The organism is Schleiferilactobacillus shenzhenensis LY-73 (genome assembly GCF_000469325.1).
Classification (GTDB): domain Bacteria; phylum Bacillota; class Bacilli; order Lactobacillales; family Lactobacillaceae; genus Schleiferilactobacillus; species Schleiferilactobacillus shenzhenensis.
In genome coordinates, this window is the sequence record NZ_KI271582.1 from 424,955 (window position 1) to 442,493 (window position 17,539).

Genomic DNA, 17,539 nt, shown 5'->3' on the forward strand with positions numbered 1-17,539 from the left:
AACTTTGTCAAAAAGTCTCAAAGCTGTGCCGGCCACGTTCCACGCCCAGCCAGCCGGAGGGCCCAAGTCGCCGGGTCCCGCGTCCATTTCTTCCCGCATCGCGAAGCGCCGGTCCTCACCATTTTCCCTGACCATACAAAAACAGGTTCCGCATAAACGGAACCTGTTTCCTAGTGCTTGCCAGAACGCACAGTTACCCGCGGCCCCAGTACTTCTTTTGATACTCGGCGCGGCCGCCGCTTTCTTCCATGGCGTACCGCAACGGGTTCTTCTTGTAGAAGTCCTGGTGGTACCCCTCGGCCGCATAGAACGGCTGAGCATCTTCGATGGTGGTGACGATGGGCTTGGTGAACTTGCCGCTGGCCGCGAGAGCCTTCTTTGACGCTTCGGCGACTTGGCGCTGGGCCGGAGAATTCACGTAGATTACCGGCCGGTAATTATCGCCCCGGTCTTGGAATTGGCCCATGGCATCGGTGGGATCGGCTACTTGCCAATAAATATCGACCAACTTCTGGTACGGCAATACGGCCGGGTCAAAGGTGATCTTGACGGCTTCGGTGTGGCCTGTCAGACCCGATGACACCTGGGCATACGTCGGGTCGGCGACGTGACCGCCGGTGTACCCGGAGACCACCGACTTGACGCCGGGATACTCCTCGAATGGTTGGACCATGCACCAGAAGCAGCCGCCAGCAAAGATTGCCGTTTCTTCAGCCATTGCTCAGCCCTCTTTCTTTTCTGTTGTGAACAGTGACGCATACTGCCCGTAACCCGCCTTGGCCAGGTCGGCAGCGGGAATGAAGCGCAGCGCGGCGGAGTTGATGCAATACCGCAACCCGCCGGCTTCGGCCGGGCCATCAGTGAAGACGTGGCCCAGGTGAGAGCCGGACGCTTGACCGCGGACCTCGGTGCGCATCATGCCGTAACTCGTATCCAAGTGGGTGTGCAGCTTCTCGATCGGTTTGGTGAATGACGGCCAGCCGCACCCCGCGTCGTATTTATCCTGCGAGGAGAAAAGCGGCTCGCCGCTGACCACGTCCACATAGATCCCCGGTTCGTAGAAATCATCGTACTGGCCGGAGAACGGCCGCTCGGTGGCGGCGTGCTGGGTCACTTCATACGCTAAGGGCGACAACTTTTCTTTCAATTCATGGTCATCTGGTTTGGCCATATCCATCACCTCTGGCTGTAGTATACGCATTTCTCCCTAAAAAGTCACCGATTGTGCACAATTAGTTATGACGATACTTGGATTCGACTTCGACCCCGAGTTCGTCCAATTGCTCAGGTGTCACCGGCTGCGGCGCACTGGTCATGGGATCAGTGGCCTTGGAGTTCTTCGGGAAGGCGATGACGTCGCGGATGTTGTCGCGGTGGGAGAGCAGCATGGCGAAGCGGTCCAAGCCAATGGCCAGGCCGCCCATGGGCGGGAAGCCGTACTGCATGGCATCCAGCAGGAAACCGAACTGCGCATAAGCCCGTTCCTTGGTGAAGCCGAGGGCCTTCAGCATCTTCCACTGGATGTCTTCGTTGTGGATACGAATCGAGCCGCCGCCCAGTTCATACCCGTTGAGGACGATATCGTAACTCTGGGCGTGGGCCTTGTAAGGGTCGGAGTCCAGCAGCGGAATGTCTTCTTCGTTAGGCATGGTGAACGGGTGGTGAGCCGGAACCCAGCGCTGGGCCCCTTCGTCGTACTCAAACAACGGCCAATCCACGACCCAGAGGAAGGCGTACTCGTCTTCCGGAATCATGTCCATTTCCTTGGCGAAGTGGGTGCGCAGATAACCGAGAGAATCGGCGACGATCTTCTTGCTGGCAGCGACGAAGAGAATCAAGTCGCCGCTGTGAGCGTCCAGCCGCTTGGCCAGCGCCGCACTTTGGTCGCCCAGGAACTTCGCCACGGGACCGGTGAAGCCGTCATCCGTAACCTTGACCCAAGCCAGGCCCTTCGCCCCGAAGCGCTTGATGTACTCCTGCTGCTCGTCAATATGCTTACGAGAATACTTCTCAGCCGCGCCGGGCACGCAGATGGCCTTGACTTGGCCGCCGTCGGCGATCGCCCCAGAGAAGACCTTGAAGGGCGAGTCCTGGAACAGGTCAGAAAGGTCCGTCAGCTCCATGCCGAAACGCACGTCCGGCTTGTCGGAACCGAACCGGTCTTGCGCCTCTTGCCAGGTAATCCGGCGGAAGGGTGTTTGCACGTCGATGCCCTTCTCGTCGTGCATTACCTGGGCAATGACCCCTTCTGTAATGTCTTGGATCTGCTTCTGGTCCAGGAAACTGGTCTCAATATCGATCTGGGTGAATTCGGGCTGCCGGTCACCGCGCAGATCTTCGTCCCGGAAGCAACGGGCCAGCTGGTAATACTTATCGAAGCCGGCGCCCATCAACAGCTGCTTGAACAGCTGCGGGGATTGGGGCAGCGCATAGAAACTGCCGGGATAGACCCGGGACGGCACGATGTAGTCGCGAGCGCCCTCTGGAGTGGACTTGGTCAAGTCCGGAGTCTCCATCTCGATGAAGTCGTGGTCGTCCAGGTAATGGTGGACGGACTTGACGATTTGGGCGCGGGTCCGCAACCCTTTCTGCATCTCGGGACGGCGCAAGTCTAAGTAACGGTATTTCAGCTTGGTATCTTCAGTGGCGTCTACACCGTCCACGATGTCGAACGGCGGGGTCTTGGACTTGTTCAAGATCTCAGCTTCACTGATCTCCACTTCCACCTTGCCGGTCTTCATTTTATTGTTGATGGCTTGGGCATCCCGGGCAACGACTTTACCGTGGACCCGAATCACGTACTCGGAGCGCATCTGCTCAGCAAGCGCCAACGCGTCCGGGCCGAATTCTTGACTGAAGACCAGTTGGAGGATCCCCTCCCGGTCCCGCAAATCAACGAAGACCAGGTTCCCCAGATCGCGCCGTTTGGCGACCCAGCCAGCCAAGTCCACTTCTTGGCCGATATACTGTTCATCGATCAACCCTGCATAATTCGTGCGTTTCATCAATTATTTCCTTCTTCCACTAAATCGGCATAGAGCCGTTGAAAATCGCCCGTCACGGTGGTGAACGGGACTTGGATCTGCTTCCCGGTAGCCATTTGCTTGATGCTGGCCTGTTGGTTCGCGAGCTCGTCGTCGCCCAGGGTGATGACCAGCTGCGCGTTCTCCCGGTTGGCCGTCTTGAACTGGCCCTTGGCCTTGCGGTTCAGGAAGTCCATGTCGACGGTGTACCCCGCTTCCCGAATCGCGTGGGCCAGGACTAAGGCCTGGATCCCGGCTTTTTCAGAAAGAGCCGCGATATACACGTTAAGCGGTGCGGGAGTCGGGGCTGGTTCGTTTTCTTGAACCAAGAGCATCAGCCGTTCCACCCCCAGGCCGAAGCCCACACCAGGAACTGCGGGACCGCCAAACTGTTCGACCAAGCCGTCGTAACGGCCCCCGGCCAAAACCGTCAATTCTTTGTTGCCAAAGGCCGGCGAGCTGGTCATGATCTCGAAGATGGTGTGGTTGTAATAGTCCAAGCCCCGCACCATGGTGTGATCCACCGTGTACGCAATGTGCAGCTGGTCCAGAGCGTCTTTGACGGCCTGGAAGTGGGCGGCGGCTGCTGGGGTCAGGTAGTCCAGAATCGACGGTGCATCAGCCACCAGCGGTTTATCCTGGGGATCCTTGCTGTCCAAGATGCGCAGCGGGTTCTTCTCCAGCCGCACTTGAGAATCCGCGCTCAGCTCGCTCAAATGCGGCTTAAAGTAGTCCACCAGAGCATGGTGGTATGCGGTGCGGGTCTCCGGATCGCCCAACGTATTGATGGCGATTCGCAAGCCATGCACGCCGACGTTATGCAGCAAGTCCACACCCAGTTGGATCGTCTCGGCATCCAGCAGCGGCGATTCACTGCCAAATGCCTCCACGCCGATTTGGTGAAACTCCCGCTGCCGGCCGGACTGCGGCCGTTCATAGCGGAACATGGGGCCCATGTAGTAGACCCGGTACGGTTTGGGGTATTCCGGACCATAAAGCTTGTTCTCCACGTAGGCCCGGACAACGCCCGCCGTGCCTTCCGGGCGCAGCGCCATGTGGCGGCCGCCCTTGTCGTCAAAATCGTACATTTCTTTGGTTACGATGTCGCTGGTGTCTCCGGAGGAGCGGGCATAAAGGTCGTAACTTTCAAACAACGGCACGCGGATCTCGCCGTAGCGGTAGCGGCGGAACACTTCCCGGCTCTTGGCCTCGACGGTGTCCCATTGTTCAGCAGCGGCCGGCAGAATGTCGGCTGTCCCTTTTGGTTTTTGGTACTTCACGGTCGTCTTCCTTTCTCGAAACAAAAAGCACACAAAGCGTCCTCGTCATTGACAAGGGCGCTTTGTGCGCGGTACCACCTTAATTGTGTCTATGAGTAACGTTCATGCGGACGGGGTGAAGTGAGTCACCCAGCAGCGCAGACTGTCTTTTCGGTCGCGGCCCCTCTCAGCATCTAGAACCTCTCTGGCAAGTACTGACCTATCCTTTGCCTGCGTCATTGCTTTTTTAATATCACTCTAAGAGTAAGAAAGTTCCTCGCCGTTGTCAATGCTGACGCACCACTTGGAAGCGGCACCACGTAAACTTTTCGATTTTCCGCCCGGCTAACGGGCAATTTGCTATAATTAACTCAGCACGCTGTCGTTTTTTGGCAGCAGACTCGTTTTGTTAGAAAGCAGGGAACAAGGATGGCTGCCTTTTGGGCTCAGCTGAAAAAATATATGCGCCGCTATCCGCTGCTGGTATTGGTGACACTGGTGGCTGCCCTGGCCGTGGGCTTCACGACGGCCTTGGCAAACTACAACATGATCACCGTCCGCGCCAGCGTTTTGAACGTGCGCCAAGGGCCAGGCCTTTCTTATAATGTCATGGCCCAAGTCTCCGCGGGCCAGCATTACACCATCCTGGACCAGCGCAACGACTGGTACCAAATTCGGCTGGACAACAACCGGATTGGCTGGGTCGCCAGCTGGCTGGTGGATAATACGGAGGTGTCCCAGGCCACCAATCGCGTGGGGCTGGTCACCGTCAATGAAGCCAATATCCGTCAGAGTGCCGATACCAGCGCTCCGGTGGTGGGGACCGCCAAGTCCGGGCAGAAGGTCACGATCCTGTATCAGGCCAACGGCTGGAGCCAAGTCTTAGTCAACAATTCGGCTGGGTGGATGCGCAACGATACGCTCAAGATGACGGATGAAGTGGCCAGCACAGTCCAGACCAACGGCGGCGGGGCCACCCAGGTTTCTCAAACAGCCATCAAGACAGTGACGACGCAACAGACGGCTTACCTGCGCTCTGGCCCCAGTGACAGCAGCAGTGTGGTCACCTCCCTGGCCGCCAACACCACCCTCACGTACCGGGAGACCACCGGCCAATGGTACCAGGTGGAGACCAAGAACGGGCAGAAAGGCTATGTGGCCAGCTGGCTCGTCAGCCTGTCGGCCAACGATACCGCGGCCAAGACCGTGCCGACCAAACTGTCTGAAGCCACGATCATGCTCGATCCCGGCCACGGCGGCTCCGACTCTGGCGCGATTGCCAATGATGGGACCGGTTTCGAGAAGAAGTATACGCTGGAGACGGCCAAAATTGTGGCCAACTCGCTCCGGGCGGCGGGCGCCAAGGTGATCCTGACGCGCACCACCGATACCTTTGTTGACCTGGCCCCCCGGGCAGCGATGTCGAACAAGGACGGCGTGGACGCCTATATCAGTATCCACTTCGACTCCGCGCCCACGGCCAACCAGGCCAGCGGGTTTACGACGTATTACTATAACAGCGGCAAGGACTTGCGGTTAGCGAAGAGCTTGTCCAGTGCGCTGGGGTCTACCCTGCCCCTGACCAACAAGGGCGTGGCCTACGGCAACTTCGAAGTCCTCCGGGACAACGCCGAGCCGTCTGTCTTACTGGAACTGGGTTACATCAACAACGACACGGACTACAAAGAAATCCGCTCCACCGACTACCAGCAGCAAGCAGCCAATGCGATTACTCAGGGGTTGTTGAAGTACTTCCAGTGATCGCATGTGAGGGCGTAATGTCTGGTGCTGACCCGGGTGACTACGGGCTCCGCAGATTGGGGCGGCGACGCAAAGCTAGTGCAAAGCCGGTCCTGCGGAGCTAGCTGTGGGCCGACTTTAAGCCCGCGCAAAGTGCGCGCGCACTTAAAGCTCGACCTTGGGCACGTGACAAAACTTGCCTGGGCGCCGTACCGGCCCAAAGCGCCGGGCCTCGCGGATCTTCACTACAGAATACACAAAAACAGGATGACCCCCAACGTTTCGGTTGGCGATCATCCTGTTTTCTTACATCCAGAAAAACTTAGTACGCATTCTCATCGTCGTCGTTGCCCTGGGTCAGGAAGTATTGGGTGACTTCGTCCAGGTCCTTCACGACAGCATCGGCGCCGGCCTTGTCGCCGTATCCGTCGACATCGAAGAAGATGGTGTGGACGCCGGCCTTCTGGCCCGCTTCCACGTCGATGGACCGGTCACCGATCATGACGGTTACCGCCTTGTCCAGACCGTAGTGTTCTACCAGCGCATTGATTGCCGTCGGATCCGGTTTCCGCGGGAAGCGGTCGCTGGCCGTGACGATCCCGGTAAAGAGCTCGGACATTCCTTCCGTCGTCAGGAAGGACAGCGCAGAGCGGTCCCGGTGGGTCCAGAGGAAGTTGGCGCCGCGGTCGCTGATCTGCTGCAGCACTTCCCGGGCGTGGGGATAGATCTCCGGGGCCGCCGGCTGATATTGGACCTCCAATGTATGCATCCGGTCCTGCATGGCGTGCAAGTCCAGGCTGTTTTTCGCCGCCACTGTCTCCAGGACATGACGGATGGACGTCTCTTTGATTTGCTTATACAGCTCATCTTCTGGAATGGGTTGCGAAAATTCGCTGAGTGTCTGGCTCAAGGCTTTGAGCAAGCCCGGATACGTATTAAACAGGGTACCGTCAAAGTCCCAAATTGCGTTGATAAAATGAAAGTCTGCCATCATTACCGTCCTTCTTTTTCTGTGTCGTAGAGAATGGTCACAGGACCATCGTTGATCAGGTGCACGGCCATATCGGCGCCGAATTCGCCGGTTTGCACCGGAATGCCGGCGGCGCGCAGGCCGGCGTTGAATGCGTCATACAGCTGCTGGCCCAGTGCCGGCGGCGCCGCTGCGGAGAAACCGGGGCGGTTGCCATGGGCCGTATCGGCATACAGTGTGAACTGAGAAACAGAAAGCACACTGCCCTGCACCGCCGCCAAGTCCAAGTTCATCTTCCCGGCCGGGTCGCTGAAGACCCGCAGGTGAGCCACCTTATGCACCAGGTAGTCGACGTCGGCCTGGGTGTCACTGGCGCCGACCCCGACCAGGATCATGAACCCCTGCTGGATGGCGCCGACGGTCTCGCCGGCAATCACCACAGAGGCCGCCGTGACCCGTTGAACAACGATTCGCACTTTTCTTCCTCCTCATCCCTGGGCGCGCTTCACTTCGTACACGTCCGGGATATTCTTGATGCTGCTGATCATGCGGTCCAGGTGGGCGGCGTTGCTCACGCCGACGGTGACGTGGATGTCCGCCATCTTGTTGTGGTCCACCCGGCCGTTGAAGTTGTTCAGGTTCTTGGTCTGTGTGTTCAAAACAGACAGGACATCATTAAGCAGCCCGTTACGGTTGTAGCCATAAATCTCTAAGTCGGCATTATAGGACATGGACGGATCGGAGACATCTTCCCACTCGACATCGATCAGCCGGCCGGGAATGCTGCGGGCCGATTGCACGTTGGGGCAATCCGCACGATGAATCGTGACCCCCCGGCCCTTCGTCACATAACCGACGATCTCGTCACCGGGGACAGGATTGCAGCACTTGGCCAGATGAATGAGCAGGTTGTCGACGCCTTGAATGACGACGCCGTTCTCGTGCTTGATCTTCATCGCCCCGCGGTTCGGCGTATCTTTGGTGATCGTCGTGGTCCGCGGGTTGGTCTCCATGACCTTCTTTTCCCACTCTTTATGCTCCGCGTCAGCCTTTTCTTTCCGGGCCTTCTCGGTGAAGCGGTTAGCCACGATCAAGGGAGAAAGCTCACCATAACCGACGGCCGCAAACAATTCGTCCTCGGTCCCGAAGTTGAACTTGTCCAGCATCGTACTCAGCAGCTGGCGGTTCTCCAAGAAGTCTTTGGGGGCAAACCCGCCCTCCAGCAGCTGCTTCTCCAGCAGGTCGTGGCCCTTCTGGATATTTTCTTCCTTATCCTCCTGCTTGAAGAAGCGGCGAATCTTGTTCCGCGCCCGGGAGGTTTGGACCATGTTCACCCAGTCCCGGCTGGGCTTGGCGTTGGTGGCGGTGAGCATCTCGACGATGTCCCCGTTCTTCAGCTGGTAATTCAGCGGCACGATCTTGCCGTTGACTTTGGCGCCGATCGCGTGGTTGCCGACTTCCGAGTGGACCTGATAGGCAAAGTCCAGGGGCACACTGCCCTTGGGCAATTCGTAGACATCGCCCCGGGGGGTGAAGACATAGACCCGGTCAGAAAAGATGTCGCCCTTAACGCTCTCCATGAAGTCGGCAGCACCGTGGGTCTCGTCTTGAATCTCCAAAATCTCCCGGAAGATGTCCAGCTTCTGCCCGTTCTTGTCCAGGTGGACCGGACTCTTCATGCCTTCCTTGTACGCCCAGTGGGCAGCGACCCCGAATTCGGCCACGTTGTGCATTTCTTCCGTCCGGATCTGCACTTCCAGCGGCTTGCCTTGGGGACCGATGACTGTGGTGTGCAGGGATTGATAGCCGTTCGCCTTGGGCAGGGCAATATAGTCCTTGAAGCGCCCCGGCATGGGCTTCCACTTGGAGTGGATCGCCCCCAGCACCGCGTAGCAGTCCTTGATGGACGGCACGATGACCCGAATCGCCAGCAGGTCGTACAGCTCATCGAACTGCTTATGCTGGTCGCGCATCTTCTTATAGATAGAATAGATGTGCTTCGGGCGGCCGTAGATTTCGTAATCCAAGTTCAGGTCGGCGATGGTTTTCTTGATCTCGACGATGGCGTTTTGGATATACTTCTCCCGCTCACCCCGCTTGGCATTCATCAAGTGCACGATGCGGTAATACTGTTGCGGGTTCAAGTAGTGGAGAGACAGGTCTTCCAGCTCCCACTTGACCCGACTGATACCTAACCGGTCAGCCAAGGGCGCGTAAATCTCCAATGTTTCGTTGGCGATCCGCCGCTGCTTGTCTGGACGCAGGTGCTGCAGGGTGCGCATGTTGTGCAACCGGTCGGCCAGCTTGACCATAATCACCCGCAGGTCCTTGGCCATGGCCAAGAGCATCTTGCGGTGATTTTCCGCCAGCTGCTCCTGGTGCGAGAGGTACTTGATCTTGCCGAGTTTCGTCACCCCGTCGACAATGACGGCAACGTCGTGACCGAAGACTTCTTCAACGTCCCCGAGGGTCACATTGGTATCTTCAACCACATCGTGAAGAAAGCCGGAAGCCACCGTTTCTGGATCCATCTTCAATTCGGCCAGGATCCCGGCGACTTGAATCGGATGCATGATGTACGGTTCACCGGATTGGCGGCGCTGATCCTTATGCACATAGGCGGCGAATTCGTACGCCTTTTCCACCATGTGCAGGTGGTCATCGTTCATATACTCGTGACAAATGGCAAAAACATCATCCGCGGTAAATTCCCGTTCTTTGGGCATCGCTGGATCGTCCCCTTTCTGAATCGGCCGGCCAATCGGCAGCAGCCAACTCAAAACCAAAATGGTGCGAAATGTGAAGAAAGACACCCATCCTCAGACGCGTGCCTTGACTTGCCTCTATTTTGCCAGAAAAAACACAGAATAACAACTGGCGATTAAAATTTTTTGATCGTGCTGCCCCAGCCCAAGCCGATGTACCCCAAGCACAGGTAAAGTGCACAGAACCAGTAGTTGTAGTCGGCGTAGCGCCATAAGACCAACAGGGCAAATACCGCTGCTGGCAGGAGGAGCCACCAGCCGCTGACGCGGTGGGCGTGGAGCCAAATACCCGCAGCAAAGCTGCTGGCGCCGTTGATCAGCATGAACAGCCACAGCACTCGCTGCACCACGGGCACGTGGAGCAGGGAAAACAGCAGAGGCAGCAGCCCGAAAATACCGATCACGACGATCAGGTAACGGCACCAAGGCCGCCCCCACAGTGTTTTTATCGATTCCAAAATTCAATCATCCATCCAATTCGCTTTTAACATGAAATCATCATAGCATAAACCGACCATCCGGGAAAGGCGCCGGGAGGCGGTTCCTAGCGGCTTTCTTGCTGAGCGGCGACGGCATACCACTCCGTGTTGGTCAAAGTGAGGGTGACGGTCATACCCGCTGCCGCTAAGGCCTTCGTAATCGTCTCGATTTTATCGCGGTAAATCCCGGCCAGGATGACTGTCCCATGCGGCCGCAGATGGGCCGGTAACTGGGGAATCAGCGGCAGTAACACTTCGGTTAAGATGTTGGCGACGATCACATCCGCTGTCCCCTGGACGTTCGTCAAGAGGTCTGCTGGCTGGAGCCGAATATCACTTGCCCTTGGGTTCAGCTTGATATTCCGGCGAGCGACCTTGAGGGCCTGGTCGTCCACGTCTGTGGCCAGCACGTCCCCGGCACCGAAGAGTTTCGCTGCAATGCTGAGAATACCGGCACCGGTCCCGACATCAATGACGTCATCCCCGGGCCGCAGCAGAATTTCTAACAGTTGCAGGCTCAGCTGGGTCGTCGGGTGTGTGCCGGTTCCGAAGGCTTCGCCAGGATCCATGCGAATCACTTGCACGCGGTCATCGTCCGGCAAATCTTCAGACCAGGCTGGCACCACCGTCAGCCAGCGGGTCACCTGGACCGGCCGGTAATACTGCCGCCAGTTGGTGCTCCAGTCCTCATCCTGAATCTGGGCAGTGTGCACCGGACCGGCTGCCGCCCGGGTGAAGCCAGCGGCTGGCAAAGCCTGTACCCGGCGTTGAATCTCGGCCAGCTGACGGGAAAAGTCCGCGGTCACTGCGTAGTAGGCGGTCACCGCCGCCCCGTTTTCTCGATGGGGAATCGTGGACCAGTCAAATACTTCGTCGGGGGTGCGCGCCTCAACGTGGGTCGGGTCCGCAGCGTCCATCACTTCGACACCGGTTGCCCCGGCCGTCGTGAGGATCTCGCTCACCGCGGAGACTGCCGCCGTAGTCGTTTCCACCGTTACTTTATGCCATTGCATGGGTCAATGTGTCCTTTCTCTCTTCGGAAGCGGTCGCCGCGGCGCGCTGGGCAGGCCCATCGTCACATCATAGATCTGCATCGGGTAGGCCTGCATCTCGATGCCCAGAATCTTGTCAGCCGCAGTAATGTAAGGCGCCATGGCTTTAAGCGGCGGCCGCTCGCCAAGTTTGATGACCGCGTACACCGTCCGGATCAGTTGGCGCATTTGGCCGGCAGAAATCGGGAACGGCGGTGTGAATACCAACGTCACCGTCGTCATGTCCGGGGTGTCGGCGTCAATATGCAAAGTGTGCACATGCATGCCCAGTAATTGGCGGGTCTGGTGGATGGTCGTCAGAAAATGCTGAATACGCTGCGGGCTGAATGCCCCCTTAATCAAGTAAAGATGCCAGGTCACCATCGCGACTGCCTCCCTTTTCTTCCATTATGGCACAGGGCCGTCGGGGTCACCAAGAGTTTCTGCTAGCCATACCGGAGCACGTAAAAAAACACCTGTTTTTGTACGATAAGTTAAATCTTATGTTGACCATTAGTTTATCGTATGATAATCTATTTTTGCCAAGGAAATTCCTGGCCCTGTCTGTTCCTCCCAAAACACAATAGAAAAGGTGATTCTCATGCGTCAAACAACGGCCCCTCAAGAACATGAAAAAGAATACACGATGCTCCTCAATCGGATCCTGGCCCGCTTCACGATGTTCGATGATGTTTTCAGCGAATATCGCCGCACCGTTTCGAAGGTCTCCCGCGGCCGCTGCTTGGCCTCTGAGAATCTTGAGAGTCTATCCGGCTATTGGCAGCGCAACTGTCTTCAATACACCCGCTTCCTCGACTGCGTCAACGCTGTGCCGGTTCCGGCCAGTTTCCAGCAATTCCACCAGATCCTCACGGCTGAACTGCGCCAATACGCTAAGCAAGTGACACGCGCTCAGCAAGCCATCAACTGGGCCCAGAATTCGTGCTGCCTGGCGACCTTACAAGATGCATTCACGGAAATGAAACACAGTAAACAGCGGATCGACCACGCGTTAGAAAACGTCAGCGGCGTCGCGATGTAGTTACCCGCCCCATCCTTGTCCTGGGTACATAGCGCGCGCAAACATCATGACCAGGGCAAGCGGTTGCTGACAAACAAATCTGGGGTGGCAGCGGGTTCCGGCGAGTTGCCGGCGGCTTCCGCTCTCTAAACGGGCTCCGCCGAGCAGGCCACCACAGTCTAAGGATCGTAACACCAAAAGTCCAAGCCCGGGGCTTTCCCCCGCGCACCATAAACGGGCTCCGCGGCCCAGAAGCTAGTGGATAAGGCAGAGCAAGGGCAAAACCTAAGTGCGGTTTTTTCCCTTGCGCCATAACGCGCCATAAACGGGCTCCGCCGAGCAGGCCACCACAGTCTAAGGACCGTAACACCAAAAGCCCAAGCCCGGGGCTTTCGGTGTTACGGCCACTTAGCCTGGGTTGCCTAACCGCTCGGCTACGCCCTCTCTCTTAAGTGCTTGACACCTCCTCCCTGCCGGTGTTACTATGTTCTCGAACAAAGGAGGTGATGTCTTTTGACTAACGGAAGTAGTCTTAAGACATCAGCTCTGGAGTTAAATGCCTAATCGCGTTTAATCTTCGGGCTGGTGTCGGAGAACAAAATGGAGCTGCCTAATCAATCAGGCAGCTCCTTATTTTTTGTCCAAGTTCTTCTCGTCGGCTTTCGGTTTGCCGGTGTATTGCCTTTGCAAACGGGCGAATGCCTTTTGTACTTCTGCCAAGTGGCCGGGATCTTCCCGCACCTGGTGCATCAGACTGCTGAAGTCATGGGATGCCACATCGTCCGTCGGGTCTTTCTTATGGTGCCTAAACCAACGCATGTCCTCACCTGTTTCAGACCCCCATTATATCAGCATTCCCCGGCATGTGAAACTGGACTGGCCTAGCAGAAAGGAATCTTAACTCGTGAGCAAGAAAAAACATGGAGAAATGAAAACCCTAGTGGAAAAAATGTTGGACAAAGCGGCAATCAGCTACGTGCCCTACACCTTCCCGACCCACACCGAGGGGGACGTTCAGCAGTTGGACGCGGCCGGCGCTGATGTCGACCCGCACCTGGTCTACAAGACGATCGTGTTCACCGGCAATAAGACCGGCCCGGTCGTGGGCGTTGTCCCCCTTGATCGCCGAGTAAGTTTAAAGAAAATTGCCAAGGCCTCGGGCAACAAAAAAGTCGAGCTGATTCCCCTGAAGGATCTGGAGAAGACGACCGGCTACGAGCACGGTGCCAACACGCCCATCGGTATCCACGAGACGCACAAGTATCCAATTTATGTGGACGCTGTTGCCGAACAAGAGCCGCAGATCATCGTCAGTGCCGGCAAGATTGGTCGCTCAGTGGGCATTGCGCCGGATGACTTGATCCAATTCGTTGCCGGTCATTTTGCAGACATCGGCGAAGCCGACGAGTGAGCTGCGGCTCTGGTCGTTGCTTTTTAAGCCGGCCTAGTCCAGAATATTAAGTGAGGAATCTTCGCTGTTAGAAAGGATGACGCGGATGTTTGATCCAAACCAGGCGCGTTATGCAACATTCGGCGTCGTTTCGGCTGTGCCCGGGACGATTATCGACGAAATATGGCACATCATTGACACCAATTTACAGGGTGTTTTACCTTTGGAAAATGTGCTCAATTTTGCCTTCAGCAACCGGGACGGCAAATTGACGATTACATTCTCTGAAGAAGATACCGACATTACCATCGGTTTCGACACCCCTTACGCCTATGCCAGCCAGTTGCCCAAGACCGTGGTGGCGTATGACGATGGTCAAAATCAGACGATTATCTTACCGTCTGAAATTGAGTAGGCACTGCGAAAATTGTTATGTGCCCCTAACAATTTGTCAGTGAATATGGTATAATCTAGGTCAACGGGGTGATGTAATGTATACAGTCGTACTCTCAACCAATAAGGGTGAGCACAAGGTCGAAGACGTGACCCAGGTGGTCGTGACGACCACCACGGTGACCGAGAAGAAGCCGGTACCCGAATTTCAAAGTGTCGAACATGCCAAACGGTTTATCTTTTTCGATGATACGTCGCTGTTGTATGGCATCGATGCCAGCAAAGTGAACGATGTCCAGTATTTCAAGCAGGACGCAGCAAAGTAATGATCGTGGTTCCACCGACGCGCACAACGCCTTCACGGCTTTGGCGCGTTTTTCTATTTTCGGTGGCATGGCGGTCTTTTTTGTTACAAATTTTTGCCACCCCGCACGGGACACGGGCTGTCTGTGCTGTTGGACAGGCGCTCATCTGTCTTGAACGGTCTACCTTAGTCCATGTAACATAGATGTTAGGAAAACACCACAGAACGGGTCAAAAATATTCACATTTTTTCGGTATGGTACATAGTGGAGTTGATTTGATGAGTGAAGCAGTAAAACAAGCACAACCGAATGAAGCGGTGCCGGTGCAGTCGCCGCCCAAGAAGAAAGCCCGGATCGCTTGGGTCGACATCGCCAAAGCCATTGGTATTTTAGCCGTGGTCGCTGGCCATGCCTATCCCCACAAGGATGCCCTTTACGAAGTGACGTATTGGTGGCATATGCCGTTGTTCTTCTTTATTGGCGGTTTCTTCTTGAAACCCCTGCCCCACACGGTGCAGGCCACCAAACAGTTTTTCAAACGGAAGGTGTGGCCGCTTTACCGGGACTATTTAGTAGCGGGGGCCGTGATCATTACGATCAATTTCTTCACGGAGCACCGCACCGTGGCTTATTCCCTCGATTACTTCCGCCGACTGCTGTATGGCGGGACCGTGCTGAACGGCTATACCAGCGCGTTTTGGTTTGTGACGGTGTACTTGCTGGCGCAAATTGGGGTGGTCGCCCTGATCAGCTACGTGAAGCCCCAGTGGCTCCAATGGCTGACCGTGATCGGGCTGTTTGCCCTGGGGACGAGTTACGATAACGCCCAGCAGCTCTTTGGCTTCCCTCTGCCGGGGAACGCGGACGTTACTTTAATGGCGATGTTTTACATGTATGCCGGCTACCGGCTGTTTCCGCTTTTGAAACGCGTCGTTGCCTCACCGCTGTGGCTGGGCGCTTCCCTGCTCGGGGCCGGGGCCTTTGCGTGGGCCCAGTACGCTGACAAGATCGACCAAGTCGTGTATATGAAGTCCCACAACATCACTGACGGCCTGTTTGCGGCCACCGTGCCGATTCTCTTCGTCCTGGTGGTGATTGGCCTTTCTTACAAGCTGAGCCAGACGAACCTGTCTTACCAGCTGCAATGGCTCGGCAAGCAGTCCATGATCATCATGTTCAGCCACAAGGCCGTGTTCTATCTGTTAGAAAAGATGTCGATCACCAATTGGGCCGTATTAACGGTCTTCGGCATCGTCATCCCGGTGTTAAGCGTCGTGTTATACCGTCTGTCGCGGCGCATGGTACAATCATCCCTGAGATTGACGACTTAACGTCAATACAGGAAGGTGATTCGGTTGAAGAATAGAAAATGGCTCGGTCCCCTATTGATCGTCATCGTCCTCGTGGTTTTGGGCGGCGGCGGTCTTTTTTTCTGGCAGCGTCAACATAATCAGCCTGTCGCGAGCCCAGTGGATGTCGGCCACTACCATACCCCGACATTATTCGTTCATGGCTTCGGCGGCGGTTATGGGTCCGAGAAGGACATGATCAATGACCTGAGTACCCACCCCGGATTCAAGCAGGTGTTGCGGTTCGATATTGATGCCAGCGGTAAAGCCCGGGTCAGCGGACACTGGGACGCAGCAGTCAAGTACCCGCTGATTGCCGTCGTCTTTCAAACCGGGCGGCCCGATGCCAACGCGTTAGTACCAGTCCTGACCCAATTGAAGAAATCATACGGCATCAAGTCGTTCAACGCGGTGGGCCATTCCGCCGGTTCGTCGGCTTGGGTCAGCTGGGCCGTCACCAATCGGACCGCTGCCCAGCCGGCCCTCCACCGGCTGGTGACCATTGCTGGACCGTTCAACGGGTTCCCCGGCATGGATAGCCAATCGGCGACGGCAACGATCGGCAAAGACGGCAAGCCCAGCTATATTTCGCCCCGTTACGCCCCGCTGGTCGCCAACCGCAGCCATTTTCCGACCACGGCAGCCGTCCTGAATCTCTATGGCGACTTGGGTCATGGGACCGACAGCCGGGTGCCGGTGGTCTCCGCGCGGGCCTTGGGCTACATCGTCCGGGGCCGGGCCATCAGCTACACTGAACGGGTCATTAAGAACAGCAAGGCCCAGCATAGTCAGCTGCACGAACACAACCCGCTGGTGAACAAGTACCTTTACGAATTTCTCACGACGGGGAAGGTCCAATAATCAGAAAAATAGCAGGTTACGCCATGTGCTCGGCGGACCTGCTATTTGTTTGCATTCATTATTTGCGCTTCGGCCGTGTCAGCCACCAAGCCGCTAACGGTCCGGCAATTAGGACGACGATCGCAGCAGCGATAACGAATACCGCCACATTACGCATGGCTTTCACGCCGCATGCCGGTCGTGGGCGTCTGTTCGGTCCGGTGCCGAGGACTATTGTGCAGAATCAGCCAAATCGACACGACGAGCAAGATCAATCCCACTGGGAACAAGTTGGGCAGGATGAACATGACGATGTACCCGGCCAGCCCCACCAGATTGCCCAGCAAAACGCCCGGATAGCGCAGCGAAATGAGGTAGGACCCCACGTGCAGCACCCCGCCGATAATGCCGATGAAATATGTTTTCGCCGCCAACGCCCAGTAAGTGGCTGAGAACGTCTGCCAACTGAATGCGGCGCCGTCAAGAAAGAAAATCATGACAGTTTCCACCGCGAAGGCAAAAAGAAAAATCAAACCGTAAAGTGCTGGTGCTTTGCGCCAGGAAAAATGCATCGTTGACCACTCCCATACTCCCAGTATACCGGACCGCCGCGCCGAAGCGCACCCGTTGACGTCTAAAAAAAAGCCTAAGCTTCCGTTTTATGTCCGGTAATGTCCGCTAATTCCGCTTCTGAGATCTTAACCATCCGACCGGAAACCATCCGGGCGATCCACACCTTCGGGTCTTCCGTCGATTGTTCGATGAATTCGATCTGGTCCGGGTTGATCCATGTGGGATCAAGGACGTACTCGTGTAAGTAAACCATTCTGCCACCTGCTTTCTGCCTAATGAACTTATTATACCGTACTGCACGGGGCCGCAGGCGTCAAAAAAGGGACTGGGACAAAATCCTCCCCCGACGCCGTGCCAAAGCTCCGCAAGCTCCGGCAAAACGGGCTGGAACGTGGTGGGCA

General features: G+C 56.5%; 20 protein-coding genes. 7 read left to right on the forward strand and 13 right to left on the reverse strand.

Translation table 11 applies throughout. The features are described 5' to 3' along the window. Window positions 1-193 precede the first annotated feature (193 nt). The 4 genes from msrA to hisS form a co-directional block, all read right to left on the reverse strand. The gene (gene msrA / locus L248_RS01930; RefSeq protein ID WP_022528365.1) at window positions 194-718 is read right to left on the reverse strand and encodes a peptide-methionine (S)-S-oxide reductase MsrA; all 525 of its coding nucleotides are present in this window, start codon (window positions 716-718) and stop codon (window positions 194-196) included. Between the two features lie 3 nt (window positions 719-721). After that, entirely contained in the window at window positions 722-1,171 is a 450-nt protein-coding gene (gene msrB, locus L248_RS01935; RefSeq protein ID WP_040534264.1) for a peptide-methionine (R)-S-oxide reductase MsrB, read from the reverse strand. A 61-nt stretch (window positions 1,172-1,232) separates the two neighbouring features. After that, a complete protein-coding gene (aspS, locus tag L248_RS01940; RefSeq protein ID WP_022528367.1) occupies window positions 1,233-3,005 on the reverse strand; it encodes an aspartate--tRNA ligase in 1,773 nt (590 codons plus the stop codon). Then, window positions 3,005-4,303: a histidine--tRNA ligase gene (hisS, locus tag L248_RS01945; protein WP_040534268.1), complete on the reverse strand. Its 1,299-nt coding sequence runs from the start codon at window positions 4,301-4,303 to the stop codon at window positions 3,005-3,007. Before hisS ends, aspS begins: the two co-directional genes overlap by 1 nt. Window positions 4,304-4,711: 408 nt before the next feature. Here hisS and L248_RS01950 point away from each other — a divergent pair, with 408 nt between their 5' ends. Further along, window positions 4,712-6,043: an N-acetylmuramoyl-L-alanine amidase family protein gene (locus tag L248_RS01950; protein WP_022528369.1), complete on the forward strand. Its 1,332-nt coding sequence runs from the start codon at window positions 4,712-4,714 to the stop codon at window positions 6,041-6,043. A gap of 301 nt (window positions 6,044-6,344) precedes the next feature. On the opposite strand, the gene L248_RS01955 is transcribed toward L248_RS01950, so the two are convergent. The 6 genes from L248_RS01955 to L248_RS01980 form a co-directional block, all read right to left on the reverse strand. Further along, a complete protein-coding gene (locus tag L248_RS01955) occupies window positions 6,345-7,016 on the reverse strand; it encodes an HAD-IA family hydrolase (RefSeq protein WP_022528370.1) in 672 nt (223 codons plus the stop codon). Further along, on the reverse strand, window positions 7,016-7,468 hold the full coding sequence (gene dtd / locus L248_RS01960) for a D-aminoacyl-tRNA deacylase (protein ID WP_022528371.1): 453 nt from the start codon (window positions 7,466-7,468) through the stop codon (window positions 7,016-7,018). Before dtd ends, L248_RS01955 begins: the two co-directional genes overlap by 1 nt. A gap of 12 nt (window positions 7,469-7,480) precedes the next feature. Beyond that, a complete protein-coding gene (locus tag L248_RS01965) occupies window positions 7,481-9,718 on the reverse strand; it encodes a RelA/SpoT family protein (protein ID WP_040534421.1) in 2,238 nt (745 codons plus the stop codon). Window positions 9,719-9,873: 155 nt separating this feature from the next. Continuing rightward, complete coding sequence (locus tag L248_RS01970) at window positions 9,874-10,215, reverse strand: hypothetical protein (protein WP_155828532.1); 342 nt, start codon at window positions 10,213-10,215, stop codon at window positions 9,874-9,876. 86 nt (window positions 10,216-10,301) lie between these two features. Beyond that, window positions 10,302-11,249: a 50S ribosomal protein L11 methyltransferase gene (prmA, locus tag L248_RS01975; protein ID WP_022528374.1), complete on the reverse strand. Its 948-nt coding sequence runs from the start codon at window positions 11,247-11,249 to the stop codon at window positions 10,302-10,304. A gap of 3 nt (window positions 11,250-11,252) precedes the next feature. Then, window positions 11,253-11,651, reverse strand: coding sequence for a hypothetical protein (locus L248_RS01980; protein ID WP_022528375.1), 399 nt, complete (start codon window positions 11,649-11,651; stop codon window positions 11,253-11,255). Window positions 11,652-11,868: 217 nt separating this feature from the next. Here L248_RS01980 and L248_RS01985 point away from each other — a divergent pair, with 217 nt between their 5' ends. Continuing rightward, window positions 11,869-12,309 (forward strand): hypothetical protein, encoded by a 441-nt coding sequence (locus L248_RS01985; protein ID WP_040534270.1) that lies wholly within the window; start codon window positions 11,869-11,871, stop codon window positions 12,307-12,309. A 609-nt stretch (window positions 12,310-12,918) separates the two neighbouring features. On the opposite strand, the gene L248_RS15725 is transcribed toward L248_RS01985, so the two are convergent. Continuing rightward, window positions 12,919-13,107, reverse strand: coding sequence for a hypothetical protein (locus L248_RS15725; protein WP_155828533.1), 189 nt, complete (start codon window positions 13,105-13,107; stop codon window positions 12,919-12,921). Window positions 13,108-13,216: 109 nt separating this feature from the next. Here L248_RS15725 and ybaK point away from each other — a divergent pair, with 109 nt between their 5' ends. The 5 genes from ybaK (at window position 13,217) to L248_RS02010 (ending at window position 16,586) form a co-directional block, all read left to right on the forward strand. Beyond that, window positions 13,217-13,699 carry a Cys-tRNA(Pro) deacylase gene (gene ybaK, locus L248_RS01990; RefSeq protein ID WP_040534271.1) on the forward strand — a complete coding sequence of 161 codons (483 nt, stop codon included), beginning with the start codon at window positions 13,217-13,219 and terminating at the stop codon, window positions 13,697-13,699. An 85-nt stretch (window positions 13,700-13,784) separates the two neighbouring features. Further along, window positions 13,785-14,093: a DUF960 domain-containing protein gene (locus L248_RS01995; RefSeq protein ID WP_051999824.1), complete on the forward strand. Its 309-nt coding sequence runs from the start codon at window positions 13,785-13,787 to the stop codon at window positions 14,091-14,093. 76 nt (window positions 14,094-14,169) lie between these two features. After that, window positions 14,170-14,397 carry a hypothetical protein gene (locus tag L248_RS02000; RefSeq protein ID WP_022528380.1) on the forward strand — a complete coding sequence of 76 codons (228 nt, stop codon included), beginning with the start codon at window positions 14,170-14,172 and terminating at the stop codon, window positions 14,395-14,397. A 257-nt stretch (window positions 14,398-14,654) separates the two neighbouring features. Further along, the gene (locus L248_RS02005; RefSeq protein WP_022528381.1) at window positions 14,655-15,707 is read left to right on the forward strand and encodes an acyltransferase family protein; all 1,053 of its coding nucleotides are present in this window, start codon (window positions 14,655-14,657) and stop codon (window positions 15,705-15,707) included. Between the two features lie 24 nt (window positions 15,708-15,731). Beyond that, entirely contained in the window at window positions 15,732-16,586 is an 855-nt protein-coding gene (locus L248_RS02010) for an alpha/beta hydrolase (RefSeq protein ID WP_040534272.1), read from the forward strand. A 149-nt stretch (window positions 16,587-16,735) separates the two neighbouring features. On the opposite strand, the gene L248_RS02015 is transcribed toward L248_RS02010, so the two are convergent. Continuing rightward, window positions 16,736-17,137 carry a hypothetical protein gene (locus L248_RS02015; RefSeq protein ID WP_022528383.1) on the reverse strand — a complete coding sequence of 134 codons (402 nt, stop codon included), beginning with the start codon at window positions 17,135-17,137 and terminating at the stop codon, window positions 16,736-16,738. Window positions 17,138-17,211: 74 nt separating this feature from the next. Further along, entirely contained in the window at window positions 17,212-17,391 is a 180-nt protein-coding gene (locus L248_RS02020) for a hypothetical protein (protein ID WP_022528384.1), read from the reverse strand. Window positions 17,392-17,539 lie beyond the last annotated feature (148 nt).